Source organism: Streptomyces sp. NBC_01429 (assembly GCF_036231945.1).
In the GTDB taxonomy this organism is placed as follows: Bacteria; Actinomycetota; Actinomycetes; order Streptomycetales; family Streptomycetaceae; genus Streptomyces.
The window spans coordinates 1,298,220-1,314,255 of sequence record NZ_CP109599.1; the positions used below are offsets into that span (position 1 = coordinate 1,298,220).

13 protein-coding genes are annotated in these 16,036 nt (G+C 73.6%); 5 read left to right on the forward strand and 8 right to left on the reverse strand.

The features are described from left to right. Positions 1-55 precede the first annotated feature (55 nt). The 5 genes from OG627_RS05375 (at position 56) to OG627_RS05395 (ending at position 4,180) form a co-directional block, all read left to right on the forward strand. The gene (locus OG627_RS05375) at positions 56-1,522 is read left to right on the forward strand and encodes a bifunctional phosphatase PAP2/diacylglycerol kinase family protein (protein ID WP_329061940.1); all 1,467 of its coding nucleotides are present in this window, start codon (positions 56-58) and stop codon (positions 1,520-1,522) included. Positions 1,523-1,643: 121 nt separating this feature from the next. Continuing rightward, positions 1,644-2,459, forward strand: a complete 816-nt coding sequence (locus OG627_RS05380) for a class I SAM-dependent methyltransferase (RefSeq protein ID WP_329061942.1) — start codon at positions 1,644-1,646, stop codon at positions 2,457-2,459. Between the two features lie 74 nt (positions 2,460-2,533). Further along, a complete protein-coding gene (locus OG627_RS05385; protein WP_329061944.1) occupies positions 2,534-2,893 on the forward strand; it encodes a VOC family protein in 360 nt (119 codons plus the stop codon). Between the two features lie 87 nt (positions 2,894-2,980). After that, positions 2,981-3,679, forward strand: coding sequence for a VWA domain-containing protein (locus tag OG627_RS05390; protein ID WP_329061947.1), 699 nt, complete (start codon positions 2,981-2,983; stop codon positions 3,677-3,679). A gap of 165 nt (positions 3,680-3,844) precedes the next feature. Beyond that, entirely contained in the window at positions 3,845-4,180 is a 336-nt protein-coding gene (locus OG627_RS05395) for a DUF6204 family protein (protein WP_329061948.1), read from the forward strand. Between the two features lie 6 nt (positions 4,181-4,186). Here the strand turns inward: OG627_RS05395 and OG627_RS05400 are convergent, their stop codons facing one another. The 8 genes from OG627_RS05400 to OG627_RS05435 form a co-directional block, all read right to left on the reverse strand. Continuing rightward, positions 4,187-4,798: a GNAT family N-acetyltransferase gene (locus OG627_RS05400; protein WP_329061949.1), complete on the reverse strand. Its 612-nt coding sequence runs from the start codon at positions 4,796-4,798 to the stop codon at positions 4,187-4,189. Between the two features lie 31 nt (positions 4,799-4,829). Further along, a complete protein-coding gene (locus OG627_RS05405) occupies positions 4,830-5,789 on the reverse strand; it encodes a S66 peptidase family protein (RefSeq protein ID WP_329061951.1) in 960 nt (319 codons plus the stop codon). Further along, a complete protein-coding gene (locus tag OG627_RS05410; RefSeq protein ID WP_329061952.1) occupies positions 5,786-7,825 on the reverse strand; it encodes a S9 family peptidase in 2,040 nt (679 codons plus the stop codon). The genes OG627_RS05405 and OG627_RS05410 overlap by 4 nt, the downstream gene beginning before the upstream one ends. Positions 7,826-7,833: 8 nt before the next feature. Next, positions 7,834-9,174, reverse strand: coding sequence for a M20/M25/M40 family metallo-hydrolase (locus OG627_RS05415; RefSeq protein WP_443073606.1), 1,341 nt, complete (start codon positions 9,172-9,174; stop codon positions 7,834-7,836). A 1-nt stretch (position 9,175) separates the two neighbouring features. Beyond that, entirely contained in the window at positions 9,176-10,009 is an 834-nt protein-coding gene (locus tag OG627_RS05420) for a M55 family metallopeptidase (protein WP_329061955.1), read from the reverse strand. Positions 10,010-10,172: 163 nt separating this feature from the next. Then, the gene (locus OG627_RS05425) at positions 10,173-10,892 is read right to left on the reverse strand and encodes a class I SAM-dependent methyltransferase (RefSeq protein WP_329061957.1); all 720 of its coding nucleotides are present in this window, start codon (positions 10,890-10,892) and stop codon (positions 10,173-10,175) included. Positions 10,893-10,993: 101 nt separating this feature from the next. Further along, positions 10,994-13,432, reverse strand: coding sequence for an ATP-binding SpoIIE family protein phosphatase (locus tag OG627_RS05430; protein ID WP_329061958.1), 2,439 nt, complete (start codon positions 13,430-13,432; stop codon positions 10,994-10,996). A gap of 135 nt (positions 13,433-13,567) precedes the next feature. Continuing rightward, the gene (locus OG627_RS05435) at positions 13,568-16,027 is read right to left on the reverse strand and encodes an MFS transporter (protein ID WP_329061959.1); all 2,460 of its coding nucleotides are present in this window, start codon (positions 16,025-16,027) and stop codon (positions 13,568-13,570) included. Positions 16,028-16,036: the final 9 nt, after the last annotated feature.

A 16,036-nucleotide genomic window follows, 5' to 3' on the forward strand; every position in this document is an offset into this window, starting at 1 on the left:
CCGTGCTCCCCGGACCGCGCCGCTTGACCTCGCGCCCCCGGGGTAGCCGGGTGCCATGGCTGACACCTTCGCGACACTGCTCGACTCCTGGGACCAGCGCGTCTTCCGCTCCGTCGCCGGCCGGCACTGGCCGGGCGCCGACCCGGTGCTGCCCCGGCTGAGCCGCGGCGCCAACCACGGGCTGCTGTGGTTCGGCGCGGCGGCGGGGATCGCCGTGCTCGGCCGGAGCGCGCGGTCGCGCCGGGCGGCCCTGCGGGGCGCGGTGTCGCTGGGGCTCGCCTCGGCGGCCATCAACACGGTGGGCAAGCACGCGGTACGGCGGCGGCGGCCGACGCTCGATGTCGTCCCGGTCATCCGGCAGCTGAAGCGGCAGCCGTTCACCACCTCCTTCCCGTCCGGGCACGCGGCCTCGGCCGCCGCCTTCGCGACCGGGGTCGCGCTGGAGTCGAAGGGCTGGGGCGCGGCGGTGGCGCCGGTGGCCGCCGCCGTGGCGCTCTCCCGCGTCTACACCGGCGTGCACTATCCGAGCGATGTGGTGGTGGGCGCGGCGCTGGGGGTGGGCGCGGCCTTCGCGGTGCGCGGGCTGGTGCCGACGCGCGCCCAGCTGCCCTCGCCGGGCCGCCCGTACGCCGAGGCGCCCGCGCTGCCCGGCGGCCGGGATCTGGTCGTGGTGGTCAACCGCGCGTCCGGTTCCTCGGACACGGCGAGCCTGGTGCACGACGCGCTGCCGGAGGCGGAGGTCGTGGAGTGCGCCCCCGAGGAGGTCGAGGGCGAGCTGGAGAAGGCGGCGGCCCACTGCCGCGCGCTCGGGGTCCTCGGCGGCGACGGTACGGTCAACCGGGCCGCCGTGATCGCCGTGCGGCACGGGCTGCCGCTGGCCGTCTTCCCCGGCGGCACGCTGAACCACTTCGCGTACGACCTGGGCATAGAGCACGTCCACGACACGGTCAGGGCGGTGACCGAGGGGGACGCCGTCCGGGTCGACCTGGGGCGCTTCACCCCCGGCCCGGACGGGAAGACGCCGGGCCACTTCCTCAACACCTTCAGCCTGGGCGTCTACCCGGAGCTGGTACGGGTGCGCGAGCACTGGTCGCCGCGGATCGGCGGCTGGCCCGCCGGGGTGCTGGCGGCGCTGAAGGTGCTGCGCGGCCGGCATCTGCTGGACGCCGAGTTCGAGGGCCGGCGGCGCTCGCTGTGGCTGCTGTTCGCCGGGAACGGCATCTACGGGCAGATGGGCCCCACCCCGGGCCACCGCCGCGATCTGGCCGACGGGCTGCTGGACGTACGGATCGTCCACGGCGGTCGGACCCCGGGGCTGCGGCTCCTCGGCGCCGCCCTGGCGGGCCCGCTGAGCCGCTCCCCCTTCCACGCGGCCGAGCGGATGCGCCGGGTGCGCGTCGCGGGCATCGCGCCGGGCACCCCGCTGGCCTTCGACGGCGAAGTCGCCGAGGCACCGAGGGAGTTGACCCTCGACAAGGCGGCGGAGGCGCTGCGGGTCTACCGGCCGAAGGCGCTGCTGTAGGGCGGGTCCGGCGGCGCGCACCCCAGAGCCGGTGACCACATGGCAAGACGCAGGTCTCACCATCCGACATGCGGGCGTAGCGTGGCAGGACCACTTGCAGGAGCGGAGAGGGAGTCCGGCCATGCCGAAAGAGACCGCTGTCTACACCCACGGGCACCACGAGTCGGTGCTGCGCTCGCACCGCTGGCGCACCGCCGCCAACTCGGCCGCCTACCTCCTCCCCGAACTGCGCCCCGGCCAGGACGTGCTGGACGTGGGGTGCGGACCGGGGACCATCACCGCCGATCTGGCGGCGCGGGTGGCCCCGGGGACGGTGACGGCCGTGGACGCGGCCGGTGACGTACTGGACAAGGCGCGGGAGGCGGCGGCCTCGGCCGGGGTGGACAACGTCCGCTTCGCGGTCGCCGATGTCCACGCGCTGGACTTCCCCGACGACTCCTTCGACGTCGTCCACGCCCATCAGGTCCTCCAGCACGTCGGGGACCCGGTACGGGCGCTGCGCGAGCTGCGCCGGGTGTGCCGGCCGGGCGGGGTGGTCGCGGTGCGCGACGCGGACTACGCCGCCTTCGCCTGGTTCCCCGCCGTACCGGTGCTGGACGACTGGCAGGAACTGTACCGCCGGGTGGCCCGTGCCAACGGCGGCGAACCGGACGCCGGGCGCCGGCTGGTGTCGTGGGCGCGGCAGGCCGGCTTCGACGACGACGCCGTCACCGCGACGGCGAGCGCCTGGTGCTTCGCCACCCCGGAGGAGCGCGCCTGGTGGAGCGGGCTGTGGGCGGACCGGACGACCGCGTCGGAGTACGCGGGGCTGGCCGTCGGCGGCGGCCACGCCACGGCCGAGCGGCTGGCGGAGCTGGCGCGGGGGTGGCGGGAGTGGGGCGCCGCCGAGGACGCCTGGTTCCTGGTCCCGCACGGCGAGATCCTCTGCCGGGCCTGAGCGGCTCCCCCGCCACGCGACCGGCCGGGCTCCCGCGCCCCACGGCGGCGGCTCCACCAACTACCCTGTGCGGCATGGAAATCCTGGGAACCACGCTGCGCATCTGCGTCGACGACCTGGAGACCTCGGTGGCGTTCTACGAACGTCTCACCGGCAGCGCCGCGCTCCGCTTCGAGCGCGGCGGGGTCTCGGTCGCCGCCGTCGGCTGCTTCCTGCTGATGAGCGGGCCGGCATCGGAGATCGACGTCCTGCGCAAGGTGACGGCCACCATCGCCGTCAAGGACGTCGAGGAGGCGCACACCGTCCTCACCGGGGTCGGCGCGCAGGTCATCGTCGGTCCGGTGACGACTCCGGTGGGCCGCAACCTGATCGCCGTCCACCCCGACGGCTCGATCTTCGAGTACGTCGACCGCAAGGCCGCCGAGGCGGGCTGACGCGCCCGGCGCCTTCGGTGTGCCGCCGCGCCAAGGACCCCGCGTGCCGGACGCGCCGGACGCGCCGGACGAAAGGAAGAGACAGACATGCCGATCAGCCTCGACAAGATCCCCGCCGGGCTCGTCGACCTCACCAAGAGCGCTGCCGTCAGCCTCAGGAAGGCCGGGCTGGCCGGGCAGCGGGCCGCCGTGTACCTCGTCCTCGACCGCTCCCGGAGTATGGGCCCCTACTACCGTGACGGCAGTGTCCAGCACCTCGCCGAGCAGATCCTCGCGCTGTCCGCCAACCTCGACGACGACGGTGTCGTGCCCACGGTGTTCTTCGACAGCGACGCGTACGAGCCCGCCGAGATCGGCCTCGACGCCTACCGGGGCCGTATCGATGAGCTGCACCGGCGGTACGGCCGGATGGGCTCCACGAACTACGCGGCGGCGATGGACGAGGTCATCGACCACTACCTCGGCACCGGGACGGACGACCCCGCGTTCGTGGTGTTCCAGACCGACGGGTCGCCCAACTCCCGCCGCGCCGCCGAACAGACCCTGTGCAAGGCCGCTCGGCTGCCGCTGTTCTGGCAGTTCATCGGGTTCGGCGACGACGAGTTCACGTTCCTGCGGAAGCTCGACGACCTGGCGGTGCCGGCGAAGCGCGTCGTCGACAACGCGGGGTTCTTCCCGGCCGGCCTGCGCCCGGCCGACATCCCCGACGGAGTGCTGTACGACCAGCTGATGGAGGAGTTCCCGGAGTGGCTGGCCGCCGCACGCGCGGCCGGGGTGCTGCGGTGACGACCGTGCCACCCGCGGATCCGGGCCGTCCACCGGCACGTTGAGCCCGCCGCGCCCCCGGGCCGGACGGCGCGTCGGCCGCCACGAAATTCCGTGGTCGCGCCCTTCCCGCTTCCGTACCCTTACCGGTCGAACGGTTTGGGCGAGCAGAGAGCGGGCCACGCAATGACCACGCAGCACACGTACCGGGTGATCGTGCGCGGAAGCTGGCAGGGGCTGAGTGACGAGGTACGGGCCCGGCTGCTCGCGGAGGTGGCGGACCACGGGCTGACACAGATGCGGTTCACCCCGGAGGGATCGCTGACCTACGACCGCACGCTCAAGCACTTCAGCTTCCGCCACGTGGTGGTCTCCGACGCGGCGGACGGCGAGGAGATGGCGGGCGCGCTCGCCGAGGAGCGCGCCGAGACCGCGCTGCGGGCGCTGGGCGGCGCGTGGGGCGAGCTGCGCTCCACGGTCACCGACATGGACACCATGAAGGTCAATCGCAAGGGCCGCTGAGGCGCCTCACCACGCGTCGGCCGCCGGCGCGTCGCCCGCCATCGCCTCGGACACCATCTCCGAGGTGATCGCCCAGCGCTCGTGGCCGCGCCAGGCCCCGTCGATGTGCAGGAACTCCGGCGAGTACCCCTCCCGCCGGAATCCGGCGCGCCGTACGAGACAGAGCGAGCGGGTGTTGCCCGGCTGGATGTTGGCCTCCAGCCGGTGCAGCCCGAGCGGGCCGAAGGCGTGGGCCAGGACCAGGCCGAGCCCCTCCCCCATCAGTCCGCGCCCGGCGGCGTGCGCGAACGCGCCGTAGCCGAGCGCACCGCACCGGAAGGCGCCGTGGACGATGTTGTTGATGTTGATGAACCCGGCGATCGCGCCGTCGTCGGCGGCGCAGACGAGATGGCCCGCCCTGGCGGGGTCCTCGATGAGCCGGCCCGCGTACACGGCGTACGCCTCCGCGTCCCTCGGCAGGGGGAGCCAGGGCGCGTGCAGGTCCGCGCTCTCGCGGGCGCGGGCGGTGAACTCTTCGGCGTCGGCCTGACGGAAGGCGCGTACGAAGGTACGGGGGCCCTCGCCGAGCGGCGTCGGAGGCGCGGGCGGGGACTGGAGCTGCGGTGCACGGTCGGACATCGGACCAGCGTAGTGCTCCCGCACGGGGCCGTCAGGTCAACGCCGGTACGTCCAGAATGAGTGTCGCGCGCCCCTCCCCCGGCGCCGCCTCCAGCACCGCCGGTACGCCGAGGGGCATGGTCGGCGCGGTGTCCGCGTGGCCGAAGCCCAGCTCCTCCACCACCGGCACGCCCAGTGTCCCCAGCCGATCCAGCAGCACCGCGCGCACCTCCTCGTACGGGCCGCACCGCTCCCAGGAGCCGAGTGCGATCCCGGCGACGCCGTCGAGCCATCCGGAGCGCAGCAGCTGGGTGAGGATCCGGTCGAGCCGGTACGGCTCCTCCCCGACGTCCTCGATCAGCAGCAGCCCGCCCGCCGCCGAGGGCCGCGCGTGCGGGGTGCCCAGCTCGGCGGCGAGCAGGCTGACGCAGCCGCCGAGCGTGACCCCGGCCGCCCGGCCGGGGACCAGGGTGCGGGCGGTGTCCAGCGCGAGGGTGCGTACCGATTCGGGCTCGAAGAGCGTGGCGCGCAGCGACTCCTGGGTCCCGGCGTCCTTGAGGAAGGTGACGGCGGCGGTCATGGGGCCGTGCAGGGTGGCCAGCCCCATCCGTACGGCGAACGCCTCGTGCAGGGCGGTGATGTCGCTGTAGCCGACGAAGACCTTGGGGCCCGCCGCGCGCATCGCGGTCCAGTCCAGCAGATCCGCCATGCGCTGGGCTCCGTACCCGCCCCTGGCGCACAGCACCGCGCTCACCGACGGATCGCACCAGGCTTCCTGGAGGTCGCGGGCGCGGGCCTCGTCGGTGCCCGCGAGATAGTCGAACCGGGGGTGGCGGTCGAGGACATGGGGAGCCACCACCGGGTCGAGGTCCCAGCCGCGCAGGATGTCCAGCCCCGATTCGAGGCGCTCCTCGGGCACGGGCCCGCTGGGCGCCACGACGGCGACCCTGGCCCCGGGGCGCAGCCGCGCGGGCCGGGTCAGCGGCGCGAGGGCCCTGGTCCCGGTGGTCATCGCTTCAGTTCCAGCCGCGGCACGTCGTCGCGGACGATGCCGAAGGTCTGCGCGTACAGGGACAGTTCGGCCTCCAGGGCGCGGATCATGGTGTCGGCCCTGCGGAAGCCGTGCCCCTCGCCCTCGAAGGTGAGGTACGCGTGCGGGATGCCGCGTCCGGCCACCGCGCCGAGGAAGCGCTCGCACTGCGCGGGCGGGCAGATCACGTCGTCGAGCCCCTGGAGCAGCAGGAACGGCGCGGTGATCCGGTCCACGTGGTGCAGCGGCGAACGCTCGTGGTAGCGCTCCGGGACCTCGGCGAGCGGTCCGACGAGCGATTCCAGGTACTGGGACTCGAAGTCGTGGGTCTCGTCGGTGGCCCAGCCGAGCAGGTCCAGGATCGGGTAGCTGATGGTGCCGCAGGCGTAGACGTCGGTGGAGGTCAGCGAGGCCGCCGTCGTCCAGCCGCCCGCACTGCCGCCGCGCACGGCGAGCCTGGCGGCGTCGGCGGTCCCCTCCGCCGCCAGCGCCCCGGCGACCGCCGCGCAGTCCTCGACGTCGACCACGCCCCACTGCTCGCGCAGCCGGTCGCGGTACTCGCGCCCGTAGCCGGTGGAGCCGCCGTAGTTGACCTCGGCGACGCCGATGCCCCGGGAGGTGAAGTAGGCGATCTCCAGGTCCAGTACGAGCGGGGCGTGCCCGGTGGGTCCGCCGTGCGCCCACACCACGTACGGCGGCAGCTCGCCCTCGGGCGCGGTGTGTCCGGGGTGGTGCGGCGGATAGATCTGGGCGTGGATCTCCCGGCCGCCGGGTCCGGTGAAGGTACGGAGCACGGGTTCGGGGTAGTGGGCGGGGTCCACCGCGTCGTGGTGGGCCGCGCCGATCACCCGGGTGTGTCCCGTGCCGGTGTCCAGCTCCACGACCTCGTAGGCGCTGCGGGGTCCGGCGGCGACGCCGATCACCCGGTCGCCCCGGACGGCGAGGGTCGGGGCCCACTCGGTCCAGGGTCCGGCCGCGTCCACCAGGTCGCCGGTCGCCGGGTCGAGGACGCCGAGGGCCGTCGTACCCCGGCCGTGGACGACAGCGATCAGTCCGTTGGCCAGCGGGTGGAACCACTGGAGGCCGATCTTCCAGAGCGGCCCGCCGAACTCCTCGTTCCGTCCCGGGCACAGGACGGTGCTCGCGACCACGCCCGGCACGCCCCGGTCCACCCGGGCGCGGTGCAGCTCCCACCAGCCTCCGCTGTCGGAGACGAAGAGGAGTGAGCCGTCGGGGGCCCAGTCGACCTGGGCGACGGACTCGTCGGTGTCGCCGACGACCGGCCTGACCGCGCCGAAGGGCCCGGTGTCGGCCACCTCTCCGAGCATCACCACGGTGCCGTCCCAGGGCATCCGCGGATGGTCCCAGGCGATCCACGCGGCGTGGAGTCCGTCCGGGGAGAGCCGGGGGCCGGTGACGAAGCGGTGCCGGTCGTCGGACAGCTCCCGTACGGCCGTACGGTCCTCGGCGGCCGAGCCGTCCAGCGGGACCGCCGCGATCACCCGCCGTACGTCGGTGGGGCCCTCACCGGTGAACTCCTCCAGCACGCACCAGAGTTCACCCCGGTCGAGGTGGAGCACCGGGTCGGCCCAGCGCAGCCCGCCGCCGGTCGCGGACACCGGCGTGAGCGGCCTCGGGCCGCCCGCGCCGTCCGGCTCGTACGCGTACAGCCGCTGGTCGGGGAAGTGGACGAAGACGACGAGCGGCCCGCCGTCGGCGCGCACGGCCCCGGCCCACGGCATCCCGCCGTACTCGATGACCCGGCTGCGGACGTTCCAGGGGGCCGGCAGCACCGGCTCCTCGCGGCCGTCGGCCCGCCGCCGCACCAGCGCGCGGCGGCCCGCCTCGGCCGGGCGCGGCTCGGTCCACCACACCTCGTCGCCGACCGCGCCCACGTACTCGGGCCGGCCGTCGTGCGAGGCGGCCAGTGCCGCGTCGACCGGGGACGGCCAGGTCCCGTACGGTCCGACGCGCACCGCGCCGCGCCCGGTGTTCTCCGCGCTCTGCGCTGTCTCCACGAACGCTCCTAGGCGGTCTTCAGATAGTGGTCGAGGACCCGGACGCCGAAGTGCAGTGCCGAGACGGGCACCCGCTCGTCCACGCCGTGGAAGAGCGCCTGGTAGTCGAAGTCCGGGGGCAGCTTGAGCGGGGAGAAGCCGTAGCCGGTGATGCCCAGCCGGGAGAACTGCTTGGCGTCCGTGCCGCCCGACATGCAGTACGGCACGACGTGGCCGTCCGGGTCGAAGCGCTCGACGGCGGCGCGCAGCTTGGCGAAGGTGGGTGAGTCGACCGGCGCCTGGAGCGCGACCTCGCGGTGGTGGAACTCCCAGTCGACGTCGGGGCCGGTGAGCTGGTCCATGGTGGTGCGGAACTCCAGCTCGCCGCCCGGCACCATCCGTCCGTCCACATAGGCCGTGGCCTGCCCCGGGATCACGTTGACCTTGTAACCGGCCTCCAGGACCGTCGGGTTGGCGCTGTTCCTTATGGTCGCCTCGACCAGCGCGGCGGCCGGGCCGAGCTTGCCCAGCAGATCGTCCGGGTCGAAGTCCGCCGCGTACACGTCGGTGTCGATGCCGTACAGCACGGCGAGTTCGGCCAGGGCGGCCCGAACGGTCGGGGTCAGCCGGACCGGCCAGAGGTGGTCACCGATCCTGGCGATGGCGGCGGCGAGCCTGCTGACCGCGTTGGCGCGGTTCACCTTGGAGCCGTGGCCGGCCCGGCCGTGAGCGGTGAGCTTGAGCCAGCCGGTGCCGCGCTCTCCGGCGCCGATCGGGTAGAGGGTCATGCCGGGGCCCGCGTGGAAGGTGAAGGCGCCGGACTCGCTGATGCCCTCCGTACACCCCTCGAACAGTTCGGGGTGCTGGTCGGCGAGGAAGCCCGAGCCGTCCTCGGCGCTGGCCTCCTCGTCCGCCGTGTAGGCGATCACGATGTCCCGGCGCGGCCGGACGCCGGTCCTGGACCAGGCGCGGACGGCGGACAGGATCATCGCGTCCATGTTCTTCATGTCGACGGCGCCGCGCCCCCACACCACCCCGTCCTTGATCTCTCCGGAGAAGGGGTCGACGCTCCAGTCGGCGGCCTCGGCGGGCACCACGTCGAGGTGGCCGTGGACCAGGAGCGCGTCGGCGGACGGGTCGGTGCCCTCGATCCTGGCCACCACGTTGGTGCGGCCGGGGGTCCGCTCCAGCAGGACGGGCTCGATCCCGGCGTCCGCGAGCCGCTCGGCGACGTACTCGGCGGCGGGCCGCTCGCGGCAGTCGCCGCCGCCCCGGTTAGTGGTGTCGATACGGATGAGATCGGAGGTGAAGGCGACCACCTCGTCCAGCGCCGTCCCGTCGAGGGCTTCCCTCGTGTCGTCGTGCGTCATGTCAGCCATACTGCTCCTCCACCGAGGCCGAGACGATCGTGGTGACCGCCTTGAAGGTACGGATGGCCTCGTACATCGTCGTACTCGTATAGGCGGCCCGGCGCTCGCCGCTGGGCGCGACGCCCGGCACCACCGTGGCGACGTCGGACAGGTGCGCCGCGTCGAACTCCATCTCCACCGTGAACGGCCCGCCGTCGACCGGCTCGTGCCGGTGCGCGAGCCCCGTCGCGAGCTGCGCGGCGGCGCGGATGTCCGCGGCGGTACGGGCCGGGGTCCGGCACACCGCCGCGTACCGCGACACATGGTCCTTCACCGCCACCTTGTGCGCCTCGGGCGCGTATCCGATCGCGTCCTCGCAGGTCAGGTCGTCGCCCGTGACCAGGATCACGGGGACGCCGTACTCCGCGACGACCCGCGCGTTCAGCAGCCCCTCGCTGGCCCGCTCGCCATTGAGCCAGACGCCGGTGAGGGAGTTGGCGAGGTAGGTGTGCGCGAGGACGCCCTCGGCGCCGGCGCCGGTGTGGTAGCCGACGAACGCGATGCCGTCGACGTCGCCGTGCTGCACGCCCTCCACCATGGAGAGCGCTTTGTGCCGCCCGGTGAGCAGCTGCGCGCGCTCGTCCAGCCGCTCCAGCAGCAGATTGCGCATGGTCCAGTGCGCCTCGTTGATGAGCACCTCGTCGGCGCCGCCGTCGAGGAAGCCGAGGACGGCGGCGTTGACATCGGAGGTGAAGAGGGCACGGCAGCGCTCCCACTGCGGCGTGCCCGGCAGCACATCGGCCGGCCAGGTCACCCCCGTGGCGCCTTCCATGTCGGCGCTGATGAGAATCTTCATGGTGGCGCCATCCTCCCGGTTCGGGCGGCCGGCGGGGGCCGCCGGCGTGGATCAGTGACTTCGGTTTCACCGGCGCCCCAGTAGATCACTCCGGCCCGCCCCGCGCCGAGGTGGGTCGCGGGGCGGGTCGGGGCCGCTCACCGCGGCGTCGGGTCGGGGCCGCTCACCGCCCCGCGAGGACGTACCAGCGCGCCGGCAGTTCGATCCGCGCGCCGTCCGGCAGATACTCCGTCTGGGGCAGCGGGGCGTCGCCGGAGGCCAGTACGGTCAGCCCCGCCGCGCGCAGCAGTCCCGGCACCTCCTCGTCCTCGGCGTCGGCCGGCTTGAGGCCGTGCGCGAAGACCCGCCGCAGCTTCTCGGGCGGGCCGCCGGGACCCTGCGCCGCCTGCTGGAGGACGTCTCTGGAGGCGCTGGTCAGCTCCGTGACGAAGGCCCGGCCGCGCGAGCCGAGCAGCGTGGTGACCGCGGCCGCCACCGCGGCCCGGTCCTGGGGCTCGCTCTGGTGGATGACCGCCCGCATGTAGACGTTCGTGTCGCCGATCCGCTCGCTCAGGGCCCGCACCGCGTCGTGGTCGACGAGATCGAGCTGCTCGAACTCCGCCACGCCCGCCGGGTCGGCGCGGCGCGCGTGCTCGACCGCCGCCTGCGAGAGGTCCACCCCGATCGCGCGGGCGAAGCGCGTGGCGAGATACCGGGTCTGGGTGCCGCTGCCGCAGCCGAGGTCGACCAGCGGGAGCGAGGTGTCGGCGTACGGGAGCAGCAGCTCACTGTGGGGCTCGGCGGAGAAGGAGGGGTCGGCGTCCCAGATGGCCTCGCCCGGGGCGTCCGAGGTCTCCCGCCAGTAGCCTTCCCATGACGCGCGATAGCGTGGTGATACATCCATATTGTCTCCCAACTCGGGCTCGCCCACGGCGAGTTGCAGAGACCGGACTACGTTCGCGGTGGTGGGGAGGGCAAGCGTGTCGCGCGCTTCTTCACCGTCCTTCACCGTCCGTTCGCACCGGCCCCCCGCTTCGGGGTGAGCGCCTGTTCGAACCAGACCGTCTTGCCGTGCGCCGAACTGCTGGTGCCCCACTCGCGCGCGAGACTGCTCACGACCCGCAGCCCGCGGCCGGACTCGTCGTCGGGTCCCGCGTCCAGCAGCGCCGCGGGGGCCGGTTCGTCGTCGCGGACCTCGCACAGCAGGGCGTCCGTACGGACCAGGCGCAGCCCCACCGGGTGGGAGCGCGCGTGGTTCACGGCGTTGGTGACCAGCTCGCTGACCATGAGCTGCGCCGAGTCCACCGCGCCGGGCAGCCCCCAGTCCAGCAGTTGCCGGCGCACCAGCCGGCGGGCCCGGCCGACCTCTTCCGGGTCCAGGGCGAGTTCGTACTCCGCGACGTCGTCGTCCTCGATCCCGTTGAGCCTGGCCATCAGCAGCGCCACGTCGTCCTTGCGCCCCTCGCGGGTGTTGAGGGCGCGGATGATGGTGTCGCAGGCGTCGTCCATCGAGGCGGCGGGGTGGGCGGCGGAGGCGCAGAGCGCGGCGAGTCCGTCGCCGATGTCCGCGCCGCGCACCTCTACCAGGCCGTCGGTGCACAGCACCAGCCGGTCGCCGGGCCGGACCGTGAAGGCGGCCGTCTCGAAGGCCACTTGACCGACCCCGATCGGAGCGCCGGTCGGTACGTCGAGCACCTCGCTGCTGCCGTCCTCGGCGCGGACGAGCACGGGCGGGATGTGTCCGGCGTTGGCGATCTGGATCTCGGATCTGATCGGGTCGTAGACCGCGTAGAGACAGGTGGCGAGGTACAGCTCGCCGAGGCGCTGCGCGAGGTCGTCGAGGTTGCGCAGCAGCTGGGCCGGTGGCATCTCCATGGTCGCCATGGTCTGCACGGCGGTACGCAACTGACCCATCATCGCGGCCGAGTTGAGGCCGTGCCCCATGACGTCGCCGACGACGAGCGCGGTGCGCGAGCCGGGGAGTTTCACCGCGTCGAACCAGTCGCCGCCGATCCGGCCGAGCAGGGCGCCCGGCAGATAGCGGGTGGCGATGTCGCAGCCCGCCATGCGCGGCGCGACCTGCGGCAGCATGCTGTCCTGGAGGGTCTCGGCGACGTTCTCCTGGTACGTGTACATGCGGGCGTTGTCGAGCACGAGCCCGGCGCGGGCGGCGAGTTCGGCGCCGGTCGTGCGGTCCATGTCGTCGAACGGCTCGCGTTCGGCCCTGCGCATCAGCACCATGAAGCCGAGCACCACGTCGCGCGCCTTCAGCGGTACGAGCAGCATCGAGCGGTGGTTGATGAGCGGGCGCAGGTCGCGCTTCTCGAACTGCCCGGAGATCCGGTTGCCGTCCTCCTCGCTGATGCGCGGGATCAGCACGGGCTCACCGGTGACCATGCACTGGAAGAACGGCGTGTGTTCCGGGAAGGCGATGGCTTCACCGACCGGCACCGTGTCGTCCCAGCGCCCCGGCTCGTCGTTGTGTTCGACCCAGACCCGGTGCCAGACGGTGGTCACGTCCGGCACACCGTCGGGGAACCCCTCACCGGCCAGGACGGCGGCGCGCAGATGGGTGCCGGCGAAGTCGCTGAAGCGCGGGACGGCGGCGCTGGTGACCTCGCGGATGGTGCTGGCCAGATCGAGGGAGGAGCCGATCCGGCCGCTGACCTCGTTCAGGAACTCCAGCCGCTCGCGCACGGCGGCGTATTCCAGGTCGAGTTGGGGCCGGGGCGCCGCCCGCCGCCGAAGTCCTCCGGCGTCGGGGCGGACGTCATCGGTCTCGTACCGCTCGGGCGAGCGGCGCGGCACGCCCCAGTCGGGGGTGACGGGCACCCGGTCGTGCCGGCTGAACTCCAGTACCGGGTAGCCCATGTCGAGGACCTGCGCGACGATCCGGGTGGACTCGGCGGGGCCCATGTTCGGCAGGATGTCCGGCAGCCGCCCGGCCAGCGTGTCCGCGTGCTGGAACTCCGTGTGCAGGGCGAAGCCCGGGGTCATCCGCAGGTGCGCGCCCTGCCCGGCGTCGTCCCCGGCGGCGAACTGGCCCGCGTCCGCCGCCAGGACGAGATGGCGTCCGGGGCCGGGACCGATCAGCGGATAGGCCCACCAGAGCACATCCGTACGGCCCCGCTCCGGGTCGGAGACCTTCGCGCGGCCGGCGGTGGGGTAGGAACCCCGGGCGTGCAGCCCGGGGCCCAGTTCGTCCTCGGGGTCGTACCAGCCGTGGGCGACGCCCCGTTCCTCCTCGGCCAGCGCGCCGGCGACCGGCATCAGGTCGGCGGCGGAGCGGCCGACGGCTTCCTCCCTCGCGGGTCCGAACAGCCGTCGCGCGCCGGAGGACCAGTGCGAGACCAGGCCGTCCCCGTCCACGACGACCACGGCGAGCGGAATCCTTCCGGCCGCGGCGAACCGCTGCGGCGGCCCCGGCGGAATGCCACTGTCCATGGGTGGGAGGCTCCTTCCCTGCCGCCAGAATCCGCGGCTCCACCCTCCACGGTACGGCCCTCGGCGTGCTGTGCGCCGGGCATTGAACCAATAGGTTGTGCGCCCGCGCACAACCGCTGACTGACTGAAATTCAGTCAGTCCTCGTGGCCCAGCTGGAGATCCCGTTCGGTCCGTCCGCCGCCCGCCATCCGGAGCACCGTGGCGACCGGCGGATAGCCCGCGGCGATCACCGTGTACTCGCCGGACGACAGGTCGACGAAGCGGAAGGTGCCGTCGAGACCGGTGGTGAGGGTGTCCACCACATTGCCCGCCGCGTCGAGAAGAGTGACGCGCGCGTCCTCGACCGGACGGCCGCCCCCGGCGCGCACGGTGCCGCGCAGCACGGCCCCGCCCGCCAGTTCGATGTCCTGCCGGGTCTCCCGCGACGCCTGCACGCTGACGGGCAGCGCGGCGGGCCGGAAGGCGGGCGCGCTGGCCGCGAGGGTGTACTCCCCCGCCACCAGCTCGGAGATCACGTAACTGCCCTCCCGGCCGCTGCGGGTGGACGCCACGACGTCTCCGCGTACGTCGGTGAGCGTCACGGCGGCGTCGCGCACCGGGGTGCCGTCGGCGGTGCGTACGGACCCGGCGAGGCGTCCCGCGCCGCCGAGGACGACGTCCAGTTCGACGGGCCGTTCGCCGACGGTCACGGTGACGGCCTGGGGCTGGTGCCCGCCCGCCGCCGCGATCATCACGTACGACCCGGAGCCGGGCACGCTCAGCGCGTACCGCCCGTCCCCGCCGCTCGCCCCGCGCCCGATCTGCTGGCCCTGGACGTCGATGAGGGTGAGCGCGGCCCGGGGCACGACGGTGCCGTCGTGGTGCTGGACGGTGCCACAGACGGCGACCCCCGGGATGTGCGGGGCGGCGGCGGACGGGGTCCGCGGCTCCGGCAGGACGGAGGGGGCGGCGGGGACCGCGCCGGACTCGGTGGCGGGGGCGTTCTGGGACACCAGCGGTTTCTCCTTGAGGAAGAAGGTGATCAACAGGCCGAGGGCGAGCACCGGCACGAGATAGAGGAAGATCCGCGGCATCGCGTCCGCGTACGCCTGGACGTAGCCGTCGCGCACGGCGGGCGGCAGGGCGCGGACCGACTGCGGGGTGATGGAGTCGGCGCTCAGCGGTCCGGTCCCGGCGGGCACACGGTCGGCCAGCGCGTCGGCGAGGCGGCCGGCGAAGAGCGTGCCGAAGACGGCCGCTCCCACGCTGCCGCCGATCTGCCGGAAGTAGTTGTTGGCGCTGGTGGCGGCGCCGATGTCGGACGGCGGGACGGCGTTCTGCACGGCGAGGACGATCACCGGCATCACCAGGCCGATCCCGAGGCCGAGCACCGCCTGCGCGAGGCCGACCTCCAGCCGGGAGGTGCCGGCCTCCAGCCGCGACAGCAGCCACATCCCGAGCACCGACAGGAAGCCGCCGAGCACCGGGAAGCGCTTGTAGCGGCCGGTACGGCTGATCAGCTGGCCGGAGGAGACCGAGGCGACGACGATGCCGCCCATCATCGGGAGCATCAGCAGCCCCGACTCGGTGGCGCTGGCCCCGTCGACCATCTGGAGGAAGGTCGGCAGATAGCTGGCCGCGCCGAACAGCGCCACCCCGACGACCATGCCGATCATGCCGCACACGGCGAAGACCGGATCGCGGAACAGCCGCGGCGGAATGATCGGTTCGGCCACGCGGTACTCGACGGCCACGAAGAGCAGGGCGCTGCCCAGCGCGCCCGCCGCGAGCCCCAGGATGACGCGGGAGCCCCACGCGTACTCCGTACCGCCCCAGCTGGTCAGCAGGACCAGACAGGTGGAGGCGGCGGCGAGCAGCAGGGCGCCGAGGACGTCGAAGCGGGCGCGCGCCGGGGGCCGGGGAAGTTTGAGCACCACACTGACGACGGCGAGCGTGAGCAGCCCGAAGGGCACGTTGAAGTAGAAGCACCAGCGCCAGGAGACGTGGTCGGTGAAGAAGCCGCCGAGCAGCGGCCCGGCCACCGAGGCCACCCCGAAGGACCCGCCGATCAGCCCCATGTACCGGCCGCGCTGCCGGGGCGGCACGATGTCCGCGATGATCGCCTGGACGCCGATCATCAGACCGCCCGCGCCGACGCCCTGGAGGGCCCGGAAGGCGATCAGCTGGTCCATCGAACGCGACCAGCCCGCCAGCGCGGATCCGATGACGAAGACGACGATGGCGAACTGGAAGACGCCCTTGCGGCCGAGCAGGTCCCCGAGCTTGCCGTAGACCGGCAGCCCGACCGTGGAGGTGAGCAGATACGCGGTGATCGCCCAGGACATCCGGTCCAGGCCCTGGAGTTCCCCGACGATCTTGGGCAGCGCGGTCGCCACGATCATCTGCTCCAGCGCGGCGAGCAGCATGGCGAGCATCAGCCCGACGAAGACCAGCCGCACCCGGCGGGGGCTGAGGGGCGCGGCGGCGACGGCGCCGTCCGTGAGCGGTGGCGGCGGCCCGTCCTCGGCCGCGACGGCGGGGAACGGCCCGGCGGCCGGCCCGGCGCCCCCGCCCGCGTCCCGCTCGACGCCCTTCACCAGAGTGGTCCCGCCCACGTACTGCTC